Genomic DNA, 18797 nt, shown 5'->3' with positions numbered 1-18797 from the left:
AGATAATGGAGAAACTGAGGGAAGATAACTTACTTGTAAAGGGGATTCCCATGGATCAAAAGAAACGGGTAGGCAGTTTTCCTCAGAAAACCTCATCTATCTGGCGGGATACCGTGCATTTTCCTTCTTTTAAATTACTGAACACCGATATTGAGACGGAGACACTGGTTGTTGGCGGAGGAATCACGGGTATCACGGCGGCCTATGTACTGGCAAGCCGCGGGATGAAGGTTACGCTGATCGACGCGGCACAGCTCGCCAGCGGAACGACCGGCTATACGACGGCAAAAATCACGGCACAGCATGGCCTGATTTATAACGAACTGCTGGCACATATTGGCCAGGAAAAGGCTCAGCTTTACTACCACGCGAACAGTGAAGCCCTGGAGTGGATCAGACAGATGGTTTTAAACCATGACCTGCGCTGCGATTTCACGCAGCATCCGGCCTTTGTCTACGCGACAACAGACAAAGAAGCCAAAGAGATTGAGAAAGAGAAGGAAGCGTATGACCTGCTCGGCATCCCCGGCAGTCTGAAGCAGAAAATTAATCTATCGATGAACATAAAAAATGCGCTGGAGATGCCGGATCAGGCCCAGTTCCATCCGCTGATGTATCTTCACTTTCTGATCGCGGAACTGGTCAGAATGGGTGTTTCGATTTACGAGCAGACACTGGCCGTCGACCTTGATGAGAGACCGTCTCCGGTTGTTCACACCAGAGAGGGGTTTGCCATCCACTGCCGTGACGTGTTGATCTGCTCCCATTTCCCTTTTTACGACAACCGGTTTTATTTCTCCAGAATGTACCCGGAACGTTCCTATCTGATGGCATGCGAGACGGATCAGCCGTTTCCGGACGGGATGTATATCAGTGCATCGGATCCGAAGCGGTCTTTGCGCAGCCTGTCGCTGTCCGGGAAAAAAGGGGTACTCGTCGGCGGCGAGAATCATAAAACCGGCCGCGGGGAAAGTACCGATATCCATTATCAGAGGCTTGAAGGTTTTGCCAACGCCGTGCTTGGCGAAAACCGGAAAATGGCCTTCTGGTCGGCACAGGATTATACGACAGTGGATAAGATTCCCTACATCGGCCGGATGGCGAAGAATCGCCCGCACGTTTATGTGGCAGCCGGTTTCCGTAAGTGGGGCATGACGACCGGGACCCTTGCGGCAAATCTTCTGGCGGATTTGTTGCTGGAGAGGAATAATCCTTATACCGATCTGTTCAGCCCGGCACGGTTTGAAGCGGATCCCATGATCAAACGCTTTTTCATCGAAAACAGTGCCGTTGCCGGAAACCTGATCAAAGGCAAAATCGAACGGGGCGGCTCACTGGATGACCTCGGCAGCGATCAGGGGGCGGTGATCCACTTTAACGGCAAAAGGGCGGGGGCCTATAAGCGTCTCGATGACCGCCTGACCATTGTAGATACCACTTGTCCGCACATGGGTTGTGAAGTAAACTGGAATCAGGGCGAGCGGACGTGGGACTGTCCGTGCCACGGCTCGCGTTTCCGGGCGACAGGCGAAGTGATCGATGGCCCGGCGCAGGAACCATTGAAACAGCTTTATTCAGAAAAGCGTAAAGATACAGAGGGTGACACTCCGGCATAAAGGAGCGGAGAATGGATGAGTATTATCGACATTCTGGCTGACGAGAAAATCAAACAGGGAATGAAAGACGGGGCTTTTGATGATTTACCCGGCAGAGGAAAACCGCAGAAATTCGAGGATCTTTCATCTGTTCCTGAAGATCTGCGTGCCGGGTATCATATGCTGAAAAACGCCGGCTATCTGCCTGAAGAGCTTCAGGTGAAAAAAGAAATCGTCTCACTGACGGACCTGATCCGCTGCTGCACGGATGAAGATGAACGGATCCGGCTCAACGGTGAATTGAAGATTAAGAAACTGAGATTTAATCAGCTTGTGGAGAAGCGTTCCATACAAAAGACCCGAACCTACCGTAAATACAGGGATCGGATCTTCAATAAGTTTCATATGTAGGCGGGTAAGCGATAACCTTATGCCCTAAAAAAGGGATTCAGGAAAACTAAATAGAAAATATAAATATACCTGAATTATTCACCGTTCTTCATTTTTTCGGAATTTCGCTCATCAGAATACAGGTAATCTGATTTCACTTGATTTTTTGAATGGAAAAGTGCCTTTGAACATCAATTTCTGAACATTCATGTAAAACAATGCCGTTTTGAGACAGACTTACCCAGTTGATTGTATGAGAGCGTTTTTATAATAGCGAGTTGAACGTTTTTTGGTTACTCGATTTGAAGTTTTTGAATCCGGCTGAGCACGTTCCAGAAGAATGTCTGATAGACAAAACTGGAAGACAGCTTGAAATAGAGCGATCGTCCGGATCGGACCAACTTACTCGCTACCTTCACGATCCTCGTGCGGATGGTTTCGATTTGCATGGTCTTCTGCTTCTCCGGGAACGTCAACGTACGCATCCAATTGGTCAAATTATAGGCGAGCAAGCTGAGCATCAGTCGCGCTTCATTGGTTTGAAATTTGTGGCTGGGCAGTTGATTCAGGCTAAGCCCAGATTTGGCTTCCTTGATGTAGTTTTCCATCGTTCCCCGTTTCTGATAGGTCAAAAAGATTTGTTTTGGGGAAAAGCAGTCAACCAGATATACCCCACTCTGTTTGGTCAGAAAGCAGGAGATACCCAATAGCAGAACGAGTTCTGAAATCTTTAATCGAGCAAATGTCCGGCTGTTTTATCGTTAAATTATCAAGTGACTTGTCCCATAAATTGACAGTCTGACGCTTCAACTCAAATTTGACCCTCCACAAATTTTCAAAATCAATTTCCTGATCGGCTTTATCCTTGCGCTCTTTTTTTTGTTGTAAATTCGTATGTAACGCTCACTATCTCGACTGCCAAAATAACGAGCTTCTACCGCACCATCTCGACCATAAATGACAATTTGTTTCAGAGGAATGTCTGTCATAACCAGAAGATCATTCAAGTTTTCTGATACGTCAAATGCCAAATCCAGCCTTGAAAATCCCGCGTTTTTCAAGTTCGGAAGAATTTTTTCAACAAAAAATGTTTTTGCTTTTCTATCGTAATTATTTGGGTTGAACTCGCAACGAAAATTTCGCCGATCCCTCATCCTGCCCTTTGTTTTGTCATACTCGAGATAGAAAAGACCATCATAAGCCGAGCCGTTAAATAGTCTGAACCACCACAAAGAAATTTAACGGCACTTTCAAAAGCAACAAAATTCCGGAATTTCTTGGCACAATTGGGAACGAGATCTCCAATAATAGTCATTCTATCCCAGGGAAGAGGAGCTGCTCCGGCTCCTCTTTTCATTTTGGCCATGCATCAGATAAAGGCTCGTGAACTCCGTAAACCGGATCCTGATCCGGCTTTCCAACTTTTGCAATGTTCGCTTTCAGTTCCCGCGTCTCTTTCGTCTTGCCAGGAGGAACGTAAAAGAAATCAGCCTGCAATTCAGAAACGAACATGGCAGCGGGAAACGTGTCACTTCGGGTGAATAAATTGGAAAGAAGGCCTTCTCATTAAATGAAAAGGCCTTCTTTCCTGTTCTTTTTATTTATCGGCAAACCCCGTAAAAATACGTACGGCGTCTCGCAGGAAAATCGCTGTCTTTTTGCCGCCACGGTCGTCGTAATAGGCGGTAAACCGCGGATCGTCCACATACATCTGAACGAGCCCCGCGTGCGCTTCAGGAGTGTAGAATCCCCAGAAGTAACTGAGCCACTTCTTATGCAGGGCCGCTGCCTTCTGAGCCGGCTCACTGGCCGGGTCACCGGCCTCCATCCCTTTCTGCAGTTCGGCGAACATCTCATCCTGTGTTTTTTCGGAGTCCTCATATTCCTCTTTTGTCAGATTGCCGAATTTTTTATACGAGTCGTCCACGGCTTTTTCACCATATTTTTCACGGATTTCTTTACCATATTGGTCTTCATTCTTCTGAATCAGGTTATTTTTGAATCCTTCAAATTTTTCCTGATCGGTCATGTCTGTTTCCCCTTTCCTGGAAGCAAGCGTCTTTCTGACTGTCGCGATCAGCCGGTCGAGACGCTTCCTTTCCGCTAATAATCTGTTGGCCTGCCCGGTCAGGGCGCGTTCAATATCAAAATCCGGCGCGGTCAGTATTTGCCGGATGGTCTTCAGGCTGAAGCCAAGTTCCCGGTAGAACAGGATCTGCTGCAGCAGGTCAACCTGTTCGGGCCCGTAAATACGATAACCTGATGCATTGATTTTTTCAGGTTTAAGCAGATCCATTTTGTCGTAATAACGCAAGGTCCGGGCACTGACCCCTGCCAGATCACTCAGTTCTTTCACCGTATAAGCCATCTCATCACCCCCTGACATCTGTATCATAAACCCTGACGTAACGTTAACCTCAAGCCTTTTTTTAAAAACAATCGGAAACTCAGACCTGTTTCGTTTCGGCGGATGATAAGAAAATAATTTTCAATCTTGAGCAGATCATTTGATCCACTTCGTTTATCTTATTAGACTAAGATAGTGTGACAGGACACAGGTCCCATGACATGTCCCGGTTGTGAAGAATAAAAAAATGGCATTCCGGGAAATGTAAACCGTAACTATTTCTGAAGGAGGATATTTCATTATGGCAAAGAAGATTGCTGCAGTACTCGCAAATGACTTCGAAGATGTAGAATTCACAGGTCCGGCAAAAGCTTATAAAGATGCCGGCCACGAAGTTGTTGTCATAAGCAGGAAGAAAGGTGAAACGATTACCGGTAAGCATGGCGCTAAAGTCACTGCGAACGCTTCAATAGATGACGTAAAGCCGGAAGATTTTGATGCTCTGCTGATTGCCGGTGGTTATTCACCGGACAATCTGAGAGACGATGATCGTTTCGTTTCATTTACGAAGGCATTCATGGATGCGGATAAAAATGTATTCGCCATCTGCCATGGCCCGCAGCTTCTGATTACCGCGGATTCCGTCAAGGGTCACAACATTACCGGATATAAATCGATTGCTGTCGACCTGAAAAATGCCGGCGGAAACTACAAAGATGAAGAAGTTGTTGTTTGCCACAATCTTGTGACGAGCCGCACTCCTGACGATATTCCGGCATTCAACCGTGAAAGCCTGAAAAAGCTCGCCTGATGTCGGTGAATACATGAACGAGGCTTATTTCTGAAAGGATAATGCCTTGTTAAAGTTTGAAAAAAGTGTCGCCTCTCCGGGCGGCACTTTTTTATCATGGCAGATTGTCAGGCCAGGTGCAACGAATGTTCCTGAAATCATTTCTGTCGGTACGTCAGCCTGAACATTTCCGTGGACGCTGATTAGTCAGCCAAACAGCCTGGATCAACCTCCGCCGGAATTACCGTGGAAAACCCCGCAAAGTAGTCTGCTGTGATTTTCATTGGTGCCACGCGGCATTTGCGGGGAAAAAAATGAAATGCCGGATGACACCTGCAGTGAGAGCAACGGTGAAAACCGGCTGATGGATGATACATCATGACATGGGTTTGAAAGTAAATGTTTGTCAATAGATTTTCAGAATCATTGCGGGTCGACCAGGCCATAACTATGTTTTCGTTCACATCATTCATTACAATGGGAACACGTCCCTTAAATGAATAAATCAAAGATTCAATCGTGGTCGGTCTGTCTCTTCCGGCCCCGGTTAGAGCCGCGTTCCCACTTGAAAATGCGGTTCAGAAAAAGATATACATGTCTGGATTCTTTGGTCAGAAGAGGTCCCAGGATGGCGAGGATCAGGACGTATAATGCTGAAAAGGGCTGAAGTATGGGCATCAATCCGCCGGCGATTCCCATATTGGCCATAATGACTGAAAATTCGCCTCTGGAGACAATCGTCAGACCAATGTTCGAGGAAGCTTTATGGGACAGTCCGGCCGCTCTTCCGGCCAATTGTCCGGCGGCAAAGTTACCGATGATCGTCAGAACGACCGCTCCCAGCGTGATTCCGACTGCACCGCCGAGCTGCGTCGGGTCAATGCTCAGGCCGAAGCTGAAAAAGAAAATAGCTCCGAAGAAGTCGCGGAATGGAGTAACCATCTTTTCGATACGTTTTGCATGTACGGTCTCGGAGAACACGAGTCCGAGTAGCAGAGCGCCAATTGCCTCAGCAACGTGAAGGGTTTCCGAGAATCCTGCGATGAAAAAAAGAGTTGCGAACACGACGATAATAAAAATTTCATCGGATTTAATTTTCAGCTTGTTCAACATGGGCGCCCCGACTCGGGCAATAATGAAGAAAAGCATCATGTAGCCCAGAGCGATCAGGACCGACAGTATGGTTCCTCCAGGCGTCTGGTCGCCGCCAAGTACGATTCCCGAAACGATGGATAGGTAAACGGCGAGAAAGATGTCTTCAAACATGATGATACCCAGAATCAGTTCGGTTTCTGTATTCCCGGTCCTTCGCAGATCAACCAGCACTTTTGCGACAATCGCACTCGATGAGACGGTAGTGATTCCGGCCATGATCAGTCCTTCTTTAAGCGGGAAATTGAGCACCAGCGGATAGATCAGGCTTAAAAAAAAGTTGATGCCAATGTAAATACAGCCTCCGATGATGATCGATTTCCCAGACCGGATCAGTTTTCCGGTTGAAAATTCCAGGCCAAGATAAAAGAGTAAAAAGAGGATACCGATCCGTCCCATGAAATCAATGAGGTCTGCACTCTGGACAAAGCGGAGGCTGATCACACCGAATTCAGGAGCATGCGGGCCGACAAGCATGCCGATGACGATCAGAAAAGGAATGGTTGAAAACTTGAGTTTTCCGGCTATGACAGCTCCGATCGCTATCAGGATAAGTGCGGTACCCACTTCAAGGACTAGATGGTCCATTTAGTTCCCCCTTTCCTTTTGAAACAATTCTTTTAAGGCGCGATTAAGATCCGCCCGTTCGCCGGAGACGACGACCATATCGCCTGCCTCGAATGTCGAGTCCACTCCCGGGTTCAGCTTCTTATCCTGATCTTTTCGAATGATACCGATGACATTTATTCGATAATTTTGCCTCATGCCAATCTCGCCGATCGTTTTTCCGACTACCGGCGCTTCCCGGGGGATTTTATACCACTCAATCACCAGATCGCCGAGATTGACATCAATCGTCTCCAGCGCTTTAGGTTTATAGGTCATGCCGCCGAGAATGGATGCCAGCTGTCTTGCCTCAGAATCGGTGAAACTGACGCTGGATATGCTTTCATCCGCGTCGTTCGCATCAAAGTGATAAACGTCCCGTCGCCCGTCATCATGAATGACGACGACGACTTTTTCATCGCTGTCTGTTGTCAGTACAAACTTTTTCCCAATGCCTGGGAGTTCGGTTTCTCTGATATTCATTTTGATCCTCGCTTCCTGCTGGTTAATGTTCCGAATCTTTTGATCTGTTATTCGCAGATCACCTCAACCCTGCCCTTTAATTGTATCTTAAAAAATGTACAATAAGCAAAGAAACATGTTGATGCAATCGACGGCGCGACTGAACGCTGCGCACCGGTTGGGTAAGAGGATGGCGGGAAACTGGTGAAGCGCTTGATTTGTTTCGGGACAGCATTACTGCGGTATGGGACAGATTGTCGTAGACACCCGCGCTGACCGGACGGCCGTGAAGCAGTGACTTGTGAGAACAGACTCCGCAGGTTTTATTCTTGCCCCGTGGCAAAACGACGGCGATCATCACTTGTACAGGAATCATTCGGGATTCAACTTTTCTTTGGTTATTGCACTTCATTGAAAGTACAACAGTTTTAGCCAGCAGGAAGGGGATTAAAGCTATAATGTAATTATCAAGGAAATTAAAAGAGTATATGGGAGTAAAATTCAGATGAAACCAAATATAAGAGACATAGCACAAATGGCCGGTGTTTCCCCGACAACGGTTTCCAGAGTCATGAACAATCGGGGATATATCAGTGATGCGACCCGAAAAAAAGTTAATCACGCAATGAAAAAGCTGAATTATTATCCGAACGATCTGGCGCGTGCCCTGTTTCATCAGCAAACTGGCTTCATCGGGTTAATTTTTCCAACAACTGAAAATCCTTTTTTCGGTGAACTGATTTTTCATATCGAGAACATCTGTGCCTCTTTGGGTTACAAAGTGCTGCTATGCAACAGCCTTGGCCGCACGGATAAAGAGATCGCTTATCTTGACATGCTGCAACGCAATCAGGTGGACGGTATCATTGTCGGTGCACATAACCGCTTTATTCCTCAGTATACGAAAATAGATCTGCCGGTTGTGGCAATTGATCGTTATCTGTCAGATAAGATTCCTGTTGTTTCATCCGATAATCTTCAGGGTGGACGAATGGCCACGCAATGGCTGATAGATCAGGGATGCCGGAAAATCATTCATATTAATGGCCCTGGAAATCTGGAGACTCCGGCTAACCGTCGCAGAGTCGGGTATGAACAAGTCATGAGGGATCACAGGTATGCACCGTTGACCTATGAGACGGCTGAGAGCCTGATTTATAAAAACACTCTTGAGACAGTGAGAAAGATGTTCCGTGAACACCCGGATGTGGAAGGTGTTTTTGCCAGTGACGATTTGGTTGCTGCGAGCGTTCTTTCCGAAGCATCACATCTGGGAAAACAGGGAATTAAAGTAGTCGGTTATGACGGGACACAAGCGGTCCATATCTGCCTTCCACAGTTAACGACAATCCAGCAGCCCATTCATGACATAGCTGATCAGGCAGTCAAAATCATAATTGCTAAAATTAATGGGACGAAAGTGAAAGCAAAAAAAGAATACATATTGCCGGTTCAATTAGTTCGAGGGGAAAAGTAAAATAAGACCCTGGGATACTAAAGGCTGGCAGGGCCCGGATTAGCTGAAGGCAGAATATTTCAATGTTTTCTATAAAATGTATATAATGTTTGTGGTATTTTTTCCAGTATGAATGGCCTGGATTCGCCTCAGTGCTATATATTGTTTGAAGATGCCAATACAATAAAAACATATGCTCACTTACTCATGACTTGAAGAGTAAGTGAGCAATAAATCAAAGATTAAAATTTCATAAATTTCTTAGAACATGGCTGGCAGGTGGGGGTCATCTTCTTATCTCGCCTTTGGCTGATATGTGCCAGGGACGGCACGCATGGTGATCGCCAAACGATTCCAGCTATTGATTGTAATGATGGCGTAGACCAAATCAACAAAATCCTTCTCGTTAAATCGTTCTCTTACCTTTTGATATAACTCATCGGGTACATTTTTTACTGATATTTCCGTTATAGCTTCCGTTAGTGCTAGTGCTGCTCGTTCCTGTTCACTATAATAATCCGTCTCTCTCCAAGCATTTAATCCATAAAGTCGTTGTTCCGTCTCACCATTTGCCCGGGCATCTTTCGTATGCATGTCCAAACAAAACGCACACCCGTTTATTTGTGATGCACGTGTCTTAACTAATTCCAAAAGTGTTGAATCGAGGTTTGTGGACCTTATATATTTTTCAAACTCCATCATAATTTTTGCAGCTCCGGGTGCGATTGTATAATAATCTAAGCGTGACTCCACTAGAATCCCCCCTGGGAAGTTTATATTTTTTACAAATGTAATGTTAGGATTCGAAAACATAAATGTAAAAGGATCCTTCTTTTTACATTTTACGCTTGTTTTAACAAGTTTTCCAATTAAAAAATTGCAAAACTAAAATAGAAGGCATATGATAAATGTAACAGAAAAATCACATACCTCTGGGTCTTTTGCCTGTCCCGTTTCTTTGAAATCTTTTAGTAATGGGCATCTATTTGGGTGGAAACTTGGATTTTGGCGTATTGTCGTTGGACCGCCATTTTCGGCGATTGCTGCTGTGCCCGGATTTATTGATTCCATTTTGATTCCCGAAAAACATCCGGCAGAAAAAGCCGCACTTTTTCACTTGCCCATCATACTCGCTGCTGTCGATTTCTTTATTGGCAGCTTTTTTTGAGGATCCATGATGTTTCACCGGAAGGCATCAAGATGTATGGGGTCACTCGTGGGTCTTATTTGTAGGGTTATCGGTGGTTGGTATGGTGGTGACTTGTGTACCGGCACCAATGAGGAAGTAAGAACACGGATATTGATGTATTATTGCCAATAAGGAGGCGAATGCGATGAACATCAATAGCTTCCCGGAAACGAAACGTGAGATACTCAAAACCTTAAAAGCAGTCGGTTCTGCCTCCATTGCCACAATTCAGCCGAAATTAAATATCACAGGAGAAGCCTTAAGACAGCATCTTATTCAATTGAAGCATGAGGGTTTTGTCGAAAGAAAAAGTAAGAAGAACAGGGATTCATCTGGTGGAAGACCGGCCAAACAGTATTATCTGACATCTGAAGGTGAACACCTTTTCCCCAAAAACTACGATCAATTAACTGTGGAGATTATAGATACCGTAGCAGATAATCTTGGCCAGGAAGCTTTATTAAGGATATTAGAAACAATGACGAAAGCGCGCATTAAGAAGTGGGAACCTCAATTACAAGGATTATCGTTGAATGAACGGGTCGATGCTTTGAAAGGGTTTTATCTCCAGGACGATGCGTTTATGGAAATTGAAGAGTCAGGGAATGCGATTTGTTTCATTGAGCACAACTGTCCCTTTTTGAATGTCGCAATGAAAAGGCCCGCACTATGCAGTGTCACCGTGTCATCCCTAACACAGTTGCTGGGATATAAGGTGGAGAGAACAGAACGATTTCAAAATGGAGACGGACGATGCGTTTTTCGTATCTTACTTGATCAACCGATTGATAAAGATTCCTGCCCATTCACCCTTGAGGAGTGAAGACTGTAAAAGTGTTACTCGTCTATTATAACAATGATTGGAGTGTAAGAGTCAATGAACACAACAGGAAAAAACAACTTAATGGATAATAAAGAGCGCACACTGATGATCAAAACTTTTCCCGAGACTTTTGAAAACCCATTGGAATTAAATAAAAAATTAGAGCAAGGTAACCATATTATGGACGCTGTTAAGGATCTTATTAACTTATGTGGGGATAACCCTCACCGGGATGGTATGCAAGAAACGCCTTATCGGGTCCTTAAGGCATTCCTTGAGTACACGGAAGGGTATCGGGAAGATCCCAAGCTCCATCTGAAAAAAACATTTGATGTTGAACATCAGGGATTAGTTTTGGTAAAAGATATTGATTTTTATTCTATGTGTGAACATCACTTGGCCCCTTTTTTTGGAGTGGCGCATGTTGGCTATATCCCAAATAAGAAAATAACGGGACTCTCCAAAATTGCCCGGATGGTCGAAGGCTATGCCAAAAGATTTCAGGTTCAGGAACGTTTGACAACGCAAATCACTGAAGCTATTGAAGAAATTCTTGAGCCAAAAGGGACAATGGTTGTGATCGAAGCCAGGCACATGTGTGTGTGTGGAAGAGGCATAAAAAAATCAAATTCATCGACAACCACTTCTTCTGTTCGTGGGGTTTTTGCAGATAAACAAAGTGCAAGGGACGAGTTTCTATCCTTACTCCATAAATAACAGTTATTTATCCGAATCACTTGATGAAACATTTACCGTTCCAAAGTAATGGAATTTTTGAAGAACTTTTACCACTTAAGGGTGATTTTTTTGGACAATAAAGTGGCTTTAATAACCGGGAGCGCAACCGGTTTGGGAAAGCGGACCGCGATAGATTTAGCAAAAAACGGAATAGATATCGTATTAAACTATGTTCACAGCGCAGAAGCAGCGAAAGAGACTGCCCGTTTTATTTCTGAAACGTATGGCGTGCGGTCCATTGCTGTTCAGGCAGATATTTCTCTTTTTGAAGATGTTCAAAAACTTGTAAGCCGGGCTCTTTCTGCGATGGGGAGCATCGATATTCTGATTCATAATGCCGGGCCATTTATAAAAAAACGGAAAAAGCTAAGTGATTACACGGTTGAGGAATGGAATTCCATGGTTAATGGAAATTTAAGCAGTGTTTTTTATTTATCAAAAGAAGTCATTCCAATCATGCGTACAAAACAGTGGGGACGAATGATAACTATTGGATTTGATCGAGTGGAAACAGCTCCGGCATGGAAATTTCGTTCTGCTTATGCTGCAGCAAAAACCGGAGCGGCTTCTTTGACTAAAACACTCGCTATCGAAGAGGCCGAAAATGGCATCACTGTTAACATGGTTTGTCCCGGAGATATTCGGGGTGAGTATAAAGAAATGAAGATTAAAAATGTTCGAGATCAAAGTGATATAAATAATCCAATAGGCAGACCAGGCACTGGAGAAGACATTGCCCGTGTTATTTCTTTTCTTTGCAATGAAGATTCGGATTTCATTACCGGGTCTGTTATTCCCGTGACAGGTGGTAAAGATGTGTTGAACAAACACTTATAGAAGAATACTCTATGATGAAAAAGTTGAGTACGGTGGTATTTATCATCGGTGGGGATTACGCCTGTAAGAAGTATCATTGCTCAGGCGACACATGTCCAAATCTCCCACAATATTACGTTGCTGTATTCGAATAGAGCGCTACCATTTATGCCTGATTTTGAGAATTTCTCCAAGAAGAATCCCCATTACATTTGTGCTTGTTGTGACTGAAGCTGAATCAGATGAATGGAGAACAGAGTTAAGTTATATTGATGAAAAAATATTAAAACGGTATGTCACAGAGATTAGCAAACCCGTTTACTACCTGTCTGGTCCTGCCGGCATGGTTAAAGACATGTATAAGATGCTCGTTAATGTCGGTGCCAATGAGGATCATATCAAGACAGAGGGGCTCTCGGGTTATTAATAAAAAATTCTATTGAAGGGTTCTTAGGTACAGGTTGCTTAAGGACCTTTAATTATTTTCAATACAGAGTTAAACATGAAATTTATCTATTAAGGTATGACTACATATATTTGGATTTCATGATTTTTATTTTCTTTCCATCAAGCGGGTTTAAGTGTTTCATCAGTTATCCTCATGACTCCGATTTTTTTCCCCTTTTTCTTTAAACCCACGCAACGTCAGATAATGATCGATTCCATCCAGAATCCGTTCAAGACCAAAGTCAAAGTCATTGCCAATATCCGACACATCATCATTTTCGTATTCCATTTCATCTGTATAAACGCCGGAAGCTACAACGCTGTGCAGGTAAGGAAAGTGTTCGGGCGTGACTAATTTGGCAAGATTTTTTGCATAACCTTTTCCACTAAATGTGTCAGTATCTGTTCCGGCATGATTGGCGCGAATCATATCCCGCTTGATGATACCACACGCGCGCGCATAGCTGCTAAGTAATAGAATAAAGGACATTTTCTCTGCATTATTGATGGGAAGCATTCGCATGCCTCCGAGTGCCCAATCCACAAACTTTAGGCTGTTCGGGGTCATCGGTACACTGTAGATCGGTGTTTCCAGAAACCAGAGGTGAGCAGTGTATATTTCCAGATTGGCGTACACAAATGCGCGCATATTCTCCCGCCAGTCATCGCCTGCTTCTTTCGATGTGGCGGGTATGTCGCGGGCGGCTGCATCCTGCATCAGCAGGATCAGATCGTCCTTGCTTTGAAAATATCGGTAAAGCGACATGGTTGAGAAGCCGAGCGAGGAAGCCACACGATTCATTGAAACCGCTTGAAGCCCCTGCTCATCGGCAATAACAATCGCGGCATCAACAATCTGCTCAATACTCAGCTCACGCTTCGGTCCACGTCTGGACGGTTTGACCAATCCCCAGCTGAGCGCGACGCCATGCGGTAATTTTTGTTTTTTCTCCTCGTCATGATCCATTAAAAACCCCTCCTGCATCATTCTTCTGATTAAGCTCGGAGCATTGACTTTAAACATTTTATGAAAAAGCGTTAAGAGGATTGCTATTTTATTGTATATGACATATACTGTGTATTCAATAAACTATATATAATATACACAGATGGGAGATGGTTTTTAACATGCCTGGATTTGCTATCGAGGTAAAAGGTTTGAAAAAATCATTCGGCAGTCACGATGTGCTTAGGAAAATCGATTTTACAGTGCCGAAGGGCAGTATTTTTGCGCTGTTGGGACCTAACGGTGCAGGAAAAACGACATTGATAAATATTTTGTCAACATTGGTGGAACCGGATGCAGGTTCTGTGAAGGTAGCTGGCTATGATTTGCACACGGATAAGGAGCAAATAAAAACGGCGATTAGTCTAACTGGACAATTTGCGGCGGTTGACGAGATACTGACCGCAGAGGAAAATCTGCAGATGATGGGCCGCCTGCTCGGATTGACAGTAAAAGAATCGCGCGAGCGGGCAGAAGAGATGCTCAGGCAGTTTGATTTGGCCAGCGCAGCGCATAAACGAGTGAAAACGTACTCCGGAGGTATGCGCCGGCGCCTTGATCTGGCCATCAGTCTGATTGTCGCAAAACCTATTTTATTTCTTGATGAGCCGACGACGGGACTGGATACAGCAAGCAGAAGATCATTGTGGGCGATGATTTTGAACCTGAAAAAGCAGGGGATGACGATTTTTCTGACGACTCAATATCTGGAAGAGGCTGACCAGTTGGCGGATCATATTGCATTGATTGCTGATGGGCGAGTGGTTGTCCAGGGGACAGCGTCTGAACTAAAAGCGCGCATCGGCGGAGAAGTTGTCGAGTTCCGGAACGCTGAGGGCCAAGTCATTAGTGAAAGCCCGACAAATGGTTACTTACGGGATATTCAGGCCGTCATCACTAACCAAATGGACGCATTACCCGAAACAACTAAAATGTCCATTCGGCAGCCCAGTCTCGACGACGTATTTTTCGCTTTTACGTCTTATAAAAAGGAGGAAGCGAAACAATGAACCCAATGAGTCCATCATCGCAACAGGCAAAGAAAGCTACTTGGCTAGTCACCAATCTGGTTTTTGTGAAGCGCAGTATCCGTCATAGTTTAAGAGACACGGAAGCTTTGATCATGGCGATTGTGCTGCCGATTATGCTCATGTTGATGTTCACATACGTGTTTGGCGGGGCGATTGATCCGGGCGGAGACTACGTCACTTATGTTGTTCCAGGGATTATTCTCCTTTGCGCCGGATTTGGCTCATCAAGCACAGCCGTTGATGTGGCCGGTGACATGGCCAGCGGAATTATCGATCGATTCAGAACGCTGCCGATTCGAAGTGTGGCTGTCATTAACGGCCATGTTGTTGCCAGTGTCGTCAGAAATTCACTTGCGACAGCTGTTGTCTTCGCAATCGCCCTGCTGGTCGGCTTCCGACCATCTGCCCACTTTTATGAATGGCTTGGGGCGATTGGCATCATACTTCTGTTTATCCTGACCATCACCTGGCTATTTGCTGCGATTGGCTTGCTGACGTCGAGTCCGACTGCTGCCAGCGGTTATGGATTTGCGCTGCTTTTTCTTCCCTACCTATCGAGTGCTTTTGTTCCAACGAACACGATGCCAGAGTGGCTTCGGGTGATTGCTGACAATCAGCCGATTACGCCAATTATTGAAACCATCCGAGGGCTTCTGACGAATACACCGATCGATGGCAGCGCCTGGTGGGCAATTGGCTGGTGCATTCTGTTTCTGGGCATTGCATTACTGTTAAGCGGCTGGGCCTTCCAGCGCAAGTCGGGGCGTCGATAGATAGAAATGAGCTCAGCTAGCAGGCTGAAACATCGAGAAATCAGTTGGGGGCTCTATCCCACCTGATTGGAAAACTCCACCCTTTCTTAGAGGCGGGACCTTGACCTTTTATAAAAAGATAAATAGGTGGAAAAGCCTGGCCTTGATCAAGTCCTGTTGTTGGATACTCTAGCAATATGTACTTGCTTTGCGCGGCAATCCACACGTTTTTCACCTAAACAGAATGCCTGGAAGCTTGAAGATATCTGGGCCTGATATGTGTTACTCCGCAAAAGATGATTCAGGGGCTAAAGCCGGAACAAGAGTCCGGGGTCAGTCCTTTTTTTCATACAGATATACCGGATCCCCGGAGAAGCCTGCTGAACAATCGCATGATCCTCAGGTTGGCCGCTTCATTTTTATGGATGCACGCTACGGCCTGCGGATTGAACTGCTCATGCGGCCGGGTCGGCCACTCGCCGCAGATATCGATTCCATCTGTTTTTTTGCTGCGAGCAAGAAAATCAATCATGCGACAAAGCTCATCTAACCGAAGATGCCCCTGATCCCAGTTGGTCCGGGCTTCTTCCGGCGAGAGGACGTCTTTATCGATACTGATTCGAATATGGTCGGTCGGAATCGATTGATCAAGACGCCGCATTTCCGGGAGCCTGCTGTCCGGTATGATGACAACGTGACGCCTGATCGACAGGGGTACCTGTTCGGCAGTCCGGGGATCAGGCCCGATTATGATCACCTGGCGAAGATGAGGCAGGCGCCTGATGGCTTGATGCACCCAGGAACCGCACGACAGCAAGGACCCAAGTTGTCCTTCATTCAGGTCGGTGTGATGATCAAACAGGATCAGAGTGAACGGCTGCGACAGCTCCTCCATCAGTGCCAGTGCCACATAATGGTAATTGCCGCTTCCGATAAAGGTCAGGCCATGGCCGGGATGAGCAGCGAGCTTCCGCCGGATCGCACAAAAGGCTTCCGGCGAGCAGTACAGGCTGGTTCCACGCAAAGTCCTGAAATCAATCCATTGATGAGAAAGATGCCTTGTCAGACGATGCTGGTATTCATATGTCCCGTCAAAATTTAAAAAAGTGATTCCATCCTGCAGCAATGTCATGACACCACGCCTCCCTGCTCCCGAATGTAATTTCGGGTCGTCACTGCATCGCTTACATCCTTTATTCTACCGCTTATAGAGGGATTGACAAGAACGATTGAAATCGAAGCCATACAAACCGCGTTCCTTATTTGCTAACTTGTGGCATAATAAGGGGTGTAAACGTTATCAAATAAAAATGAGGTGATCCGTGATGAATCAATATGGTGAGTATGTGCCCCGCATTGATCCGTCTGCCTTTATCGCACCGGGAGCACAGGTGATCGGTCAGGTAGAACTCGCAGCCGGCGCATCTGTCTGGTTTAATGCGGTTCTTCGTGGGGACGAGTCCGGTATTTTTATTGGTGAAGGTTCGAATATTCAGGACGGCAGCGTCGTTCATGTGGATACATCTGATCCGGTCAGGGTGGGAAAACATGTGACGGTAGGCCACAATGTGACCCTGCACGGGTGTACGGTAGAAGACGGAGCGCTGATCGGCATGGGAGCGACAATTCTTAATGGAGCCGTGGTTAAAAAAGGAGCGCTTGTTGCTGCCGGTGCACTGGTACTGGAAAATCAGGTGGTTGAGGCAGGGACACTTGTCGCCGGCGTGCCGGCAAAAAAGCGGCGTGAACTGACAGAGGAAAATGCCGCTTATTTGAAATATGATGCTGAACACTACATGAAACAGGCGAAACGGTACCTTGAGATGGGGTATGGACAGAGCTTCTGATCGCTTCAGCAAGGAGATTCCCTGCTTTTTTGTTTCAGGTCCTCAATGACTGCCTGTATCAGTTCTTTAATCGGAATTTTCCCGGTGCAGGGAATCATCACCTGTTTATGATGCATCGGCAGCAGGTATTTTTGGCAGGTAAGATCAGAAAAGGTATGGGCGATACGGCGGGTGACCTCGCCGTGAATCGAACCGGGCTGAATCATACCGATCGGTGCAATGATGCCATCGATCGACTCTCTGTGGCAGAAGGCACAGAAGCCCTGTTCACCGCTGATACCAATATTTGCTCCGGCCCGAACCATTTTTGATGTGGCAAAGGTATTTGTACCAATGGCGATAATGGATGTGTTCTGCGGCAGCTCCTGCCTGATTTTTTTGATGATCGACTGGCCAAGCCCTGCGCCCTGACCATCCAGTACAGCAATTTTCATAAACAATTCCTTTCAGCCTGGTTGAAATTTTTCTAACGTCTGTCTCTGAATATTATATAATAGAATGCGAGAGATTTCCCGAAGCAGTGGAGGGGTGGCGGATCATGAATACCATTAAGGTAGTCAGGCAGCTTCTGGAGTGGAATGAAGACTGCAGTAATGAAGTAAAAAGCATTTTAAAAGAAAAAAAGATTTATGCCATCAATATGATGGCTGCACCAGGCGCCGGTAAAACGAGTCTGATCATTCAATTGATTGAGAAACTGCAGCCACATTATAAGGTGGCGGTAATCGAAGGGGACATCGCCGGTCAGATTGATGCAGAAAAGCTGGATGCCCTGGGTGTTCCGGTCGTACAGCTGAATACAAACGGGGCGTGTCATATTGAAGCCATGTCCATGAAAAAGATGCTTGATTATTTTGATCTGGATGATATTGATGTGCTTTTTATTGAAAATGTCGGAAATCTGGTTTGCCCGGCCGAGTTTGAAGTCGGCGAGGATATGAAAATAGCTCTGGTCAGTATCCCTGAAGGGGACGACAAAGTGGTAAAATATCCGCTTCTCTTCTCAAAAGCCGACCTGGTTGTCCTGAATAAATGGGATATGATGCGTTTCTTTGATTTCAACGATCAACAGGTAGAAACGGATGTGAACGGACTGAACGGTGATGCAAAGGTATTTCGGACCTCCTGCCTGCGCGGTGAGGGGATTGACAGACTTTATGAGGCGATTGCCGCAAAAGTTGGAGAAAAAGTGAACGTTTAAAAGAAAGGGTTTACAAAAACCAGAAACCTGTTTATGATTAATGTCGCAGACTACGAAAGCCTGATGAAAATTTCCTGAATGATCATGAAAATAGATAATAGATGAGCCACGAAGGCTGATGTGCATCCTGCTTGAGAGGATGTTCGGCT

At 45.6% G+C, this 18797-nt stretch carries 21 protein-coding genes and 1 pseudogene; 13 read left to right on the top strand and 9 right to left on the bottom strand.

Annotation, left to right across the window (positions count from 1 at the left end):
• Positions 1 to 50: 50 nt before the first annotated feature.
• Positions 51 to 1616: an FAD-dependent oxidoreductase gene (locus ABNN70_RS15320; RefSeq protein ID WP_353948289.1), complete on the top strand. Its 1566-nt coding sequence runs from the start codon at positions 51 to 53 to the stop codon at positions 1614 to 1616.
• A 15-nt stretch (positions 1617 to 1631) separates the two neighbouring features.
• Complete coding sequence (locus ABNN70_RS15315) at positions 1632 to 2006, top strand: DnaJ family domain-containing protein (RefSeq protein ID WP_129930109.1); 375 nt, start codon at positions 1632 to 1634, stop codon at positions 2004 to 2006.
• A 272-nt stretch (positions 2007 to 2278) separates the two neighbouring features.
• Here the strand turns inward: ABNN70_RS15315 and ABNN70_RS15310 are convergent.
• From ABNN70_RS15310 to ABNN70_RS15300, 3 genes and pseudogenes are all read right to left on the bottom strand, one after another.
• A pseudogene (locus ABNN70_RS15310) lies at positions 2279 to 2635 on the bottom strand (transposase); the annotation flags it as partial.
• Between the two features lie 156 nt (positions 2636 to 2791).
• Positions 2792 to 3139 carry a hypothetical protein gene (locus ABNN70_RS15305; protein ID WP_353948288.1) on the bottom strand — a complete coding sequence of 116 codons (348 nt, stop codon included), beginning with the start codon at positions 3137 to 3139 and terminating at the stop codon, positions 2792 to 2794.
• A gap of 443 nt (positions 3140 to 3582) precedes the next feature.
• Positions 3583 to 4353, bottom strand: coding sequence for a MerR family transcriptional regulator (locus ABNN70_RS15300; protein WP_353948287.1), 771 nt, complete (start codon positions 4351 to 4353; stop codon positions 3583 to 3585).
• A gap of 280 nt (positions 4354 to 4633) precedes the next feature.
• On the opposite strand from ABNN70_RS15300, the gene ABNN70_RS15295 reads away from it, so the two are divergent.
• Complete coding sequence (locus tag ABNN70_RS15295; RefSeq protein WP_129930112.1) at positions 4634 to 5143, top strand: type 1 glutamine amidotransferase domain-containing protein; 510 nt, start codon at positions 4634 to 4636, stop codon at positions 5141 to 5143.
• 492 nt (positions 5144 to 5635) lie between these two features.
• Here ABNN70_RS15295 and ABNN70_RS15290 read toward each other — a convergent pair whose 3' ends face one another.
• Positions 5636 to 6862, bottom strand: coding sequence for a cation:proton antiporter (locus ABNN70_RS15290; RefSeq protein WP_353948286.1), 1227 nt, complete (start codon positions 6860 to 6862; stop codon positions 5636 to 5638).
• On the bottom strand, positions 6863 to 7363 hold the full coding sequence (locus ABNN70_RS15285; protein ID WP_129930114.1) for a cation:proton antiporter regulatory subunit: 501 nt from the start codon (positions 7361 to 7363) through the stop codon (positions 6863 to 6865).
• Between the two features lie 484 nt (positions 7364 to 7847).
• Here ABNN70_RS15285 and ABNN70_RS15280 point away from each other — a divergent pair, with 484 nt between their 5' ends.
• Positions 7848 to 8819 carry a LacI family DNA-binding transcriptional regulator gene (locus ABNN70_RS15280; protein WP_353948285.1) on the top strand — a complete coding sequence of 324 codons (972 nt, stop codon included), beginning with the start codon at positions 7848 to 7850 and terminating at the stop codon, positions 8817 to 8819.
• 273 nt (positions 8820 to 9092) lie between these two features.
• Here ABNN70_RS15280 and ABNN70_RS15275 read toward each other — a convergent pair whose 3' ends face one another.
• On the bottom strand, positions 9093 to 9551 hold the full coding sequence (locus ABNN70_RS15275) for a carboxymuconolactone decarboxylase family protein (protein ID WP_353948284.1): 459 nt from the start codon (positions 9549 to 9551) through the stop codon (positions 9093 to 9095).
• Between the two features lie 148 nt (positions 9552 to 9699).
• On the opposite strand from ABNN70_RS15275, the gene ABNN70_RS15270 reads away from it, so the two are divergent.
• From ABNN70_RS15270 to ABNN70_RS15250, 5 genes are all read left to right on the top strand, one after another.
• Complete coding sequence (locus tag ABNN70_RS15270; protein ID WP_353948283.1) at positions 9700 to 9966, top strand: hypothetical protein; 267 nt, start codon at positions 9700 to 9702, stop codon at positions 9964 to 9966.
• A 166-nt stretch (positions 9967 to 10132) separates the two neighbouring features.
• Positions 10133 to 10810 carry a hypothetical protein gene (locus tag ABNN70_RS15265; RefSeq protein WP_353948282.1) on the top strand — a complete coding sequence of 226 codons (678 nt, stop codon included), beginning with the start codon at positions 10133 to 10135 and terminating at the stop codon, positions 10808 to 10810.
• A gap of 105 nt (positions 10811 to 10915) precedes the next feature.
• On the top strand, positions 10916 to 11527 hold the full coding sequence (gene folE / locus ABNN70_RS15260) for a GTP cyclohydrolase I FolE (protein ID WP_353949456.1): 612 nt from the start codon (positions 10916 to 10918) through the stop codon (positions 11525 to 11527).
• Positions 11528 to 11617: 90 nt separating this feature from the next.
• Positions 11618 to 12385, top strand: a complete 768-nt coding sequence (locus ABNN70_RS15255; protein WP_353948281.1) for an SDR family oxidoreductase — start codon at positions 11618 to 11620, stop codon at positions 12383 to 12385.
• Between the two features lie 193 nt (positions 12386 to 12578).
• Complete coding sequence (locus ABNN70_RS15250; protein WP_353948280.1) at positions 12579 to 12791, top strand: hypothetical protein; 213 nt, start codon at positions 12579 to 12581, stop codon at positions 12789 to 12791.
• Positions 12792 to 12953: 162 nt separating this feature from the next.
• Here the strand turns inward: ABNN70_RS15250 and ABNN70_RS15245 are convergent, their stop codons facing one another.
• Entirely contained in the window at positions 12954 to 13778 is an 825-nt protein-coding gene (locus tag ABNN70_RS15245) for a TetR/AcrR family transcriptional regulator (protein WP_353948279.1), read from the bottom strand.
• A gap of 161 nt (positions 13779 to 13939) precedes the next feature.
• Between ABNN70_RS15245 and ABNN70_RS15240 the strand changes: the two genes are divergently transcribed.
• Complete coding sequence (locus ABNN70_RS15240; protein WP_353948278.1) at positions 13940 to 14827, top strand: ATP-binding cassette domain-containing protein; 888 nt, start codon at positions 13940 to 13942, stop codon at positions 14825 to 14827.
• A 5-nt stretch (positions 14828 to 14832) separates the two neighbouring features.
• Positions 14833 to 15621, top strand: coding sequence for an ABC transporter permease (locus tag ABNN70_RS15235; RefSeq protein WP_353949455.1), 789 nt, complete (start codon positions 14833 to 14835; stop codon positions 15619 to 15621).
• Between the two features lie 325 nt (positions 15622 to 15946).
• On the opposite strand, the gene ABNN70_RS15230 is transcribed toward ABNN70_RS15235, so the two are convergent.
• Entirely contained in the window at positions 15947 to 16732 is a 786-nt protein-coding gene (locus tag ABNN70_RS15230) for an arginase family protein (protein ID WP_353948277.1), read from the bottom strand.
• A gap of 193 nt (positions 16733 to 16925) precedes the next feature.
• On the opposite strand from ABNN70_RS15230, the gene ABNN70_RS15225 reads away from it, so the two are divergent.
• Positions 16926 to 17447, top strand: coding sequence for a gamma carbonic anhydrase family protein (locus tag ABNN70_RS15225; RefSeq protein WP_129930123.1), 522 nt, complete (start codon positions 16926 to 16928; stop codon positions 17445 to 17447).
• A 5-nt stretch (positions 17448 to 17452) separates the two neighbouring features.
• Here the strand turns inward: ABNN70_RS15225 and ABNN70_RS15220 are convergent, their stop codons facing one another.
• Complete coding sequence (locus ABNN70_RS15220; RefSeq protein ID WP_129930124.1) at positions 17453 to 17881, bottom strand: DUF3842 family protein; 429 nt, start codon at positions 17879 to 17881, stop codon at positions 17453 to 17455.
• Between the two features lie 104 nt (positions 17882 to 17985).
• On the opposite strand from ABNN70_RS15220, the gene hypB reads away from it, so the two are divergent.
• Positions 17986 to 18648 carry a hydrogenase nickel incorporation protein HypB gene (gene hypB, locus ABNN70_RS15215; RefSeq protein WP_129930125.1) on the top strand — a complete coding sequence of 221 codons (663 nt, stop codon included), beginning with the start codon at positions 17986 to 17988 and terminating at the stop codon, positions 18646 to 18648.
• Positions 18649 to 18797: the final 149 nt, after the last annotated feature.

The organism is Sporolactobacillus sp. Y61, assembly GCF_040529185.1.
Lineage (GTDB): Bacteria > Bacillota > Bacilli > Bacillales > Sporolactobacillaceae > Sporolactobacillus.
The sequence above is the reverse complement of the archived record's forward strand: the minus strand, read 5'-3'. Positions and strand labels throughout refer to the sequence as shown.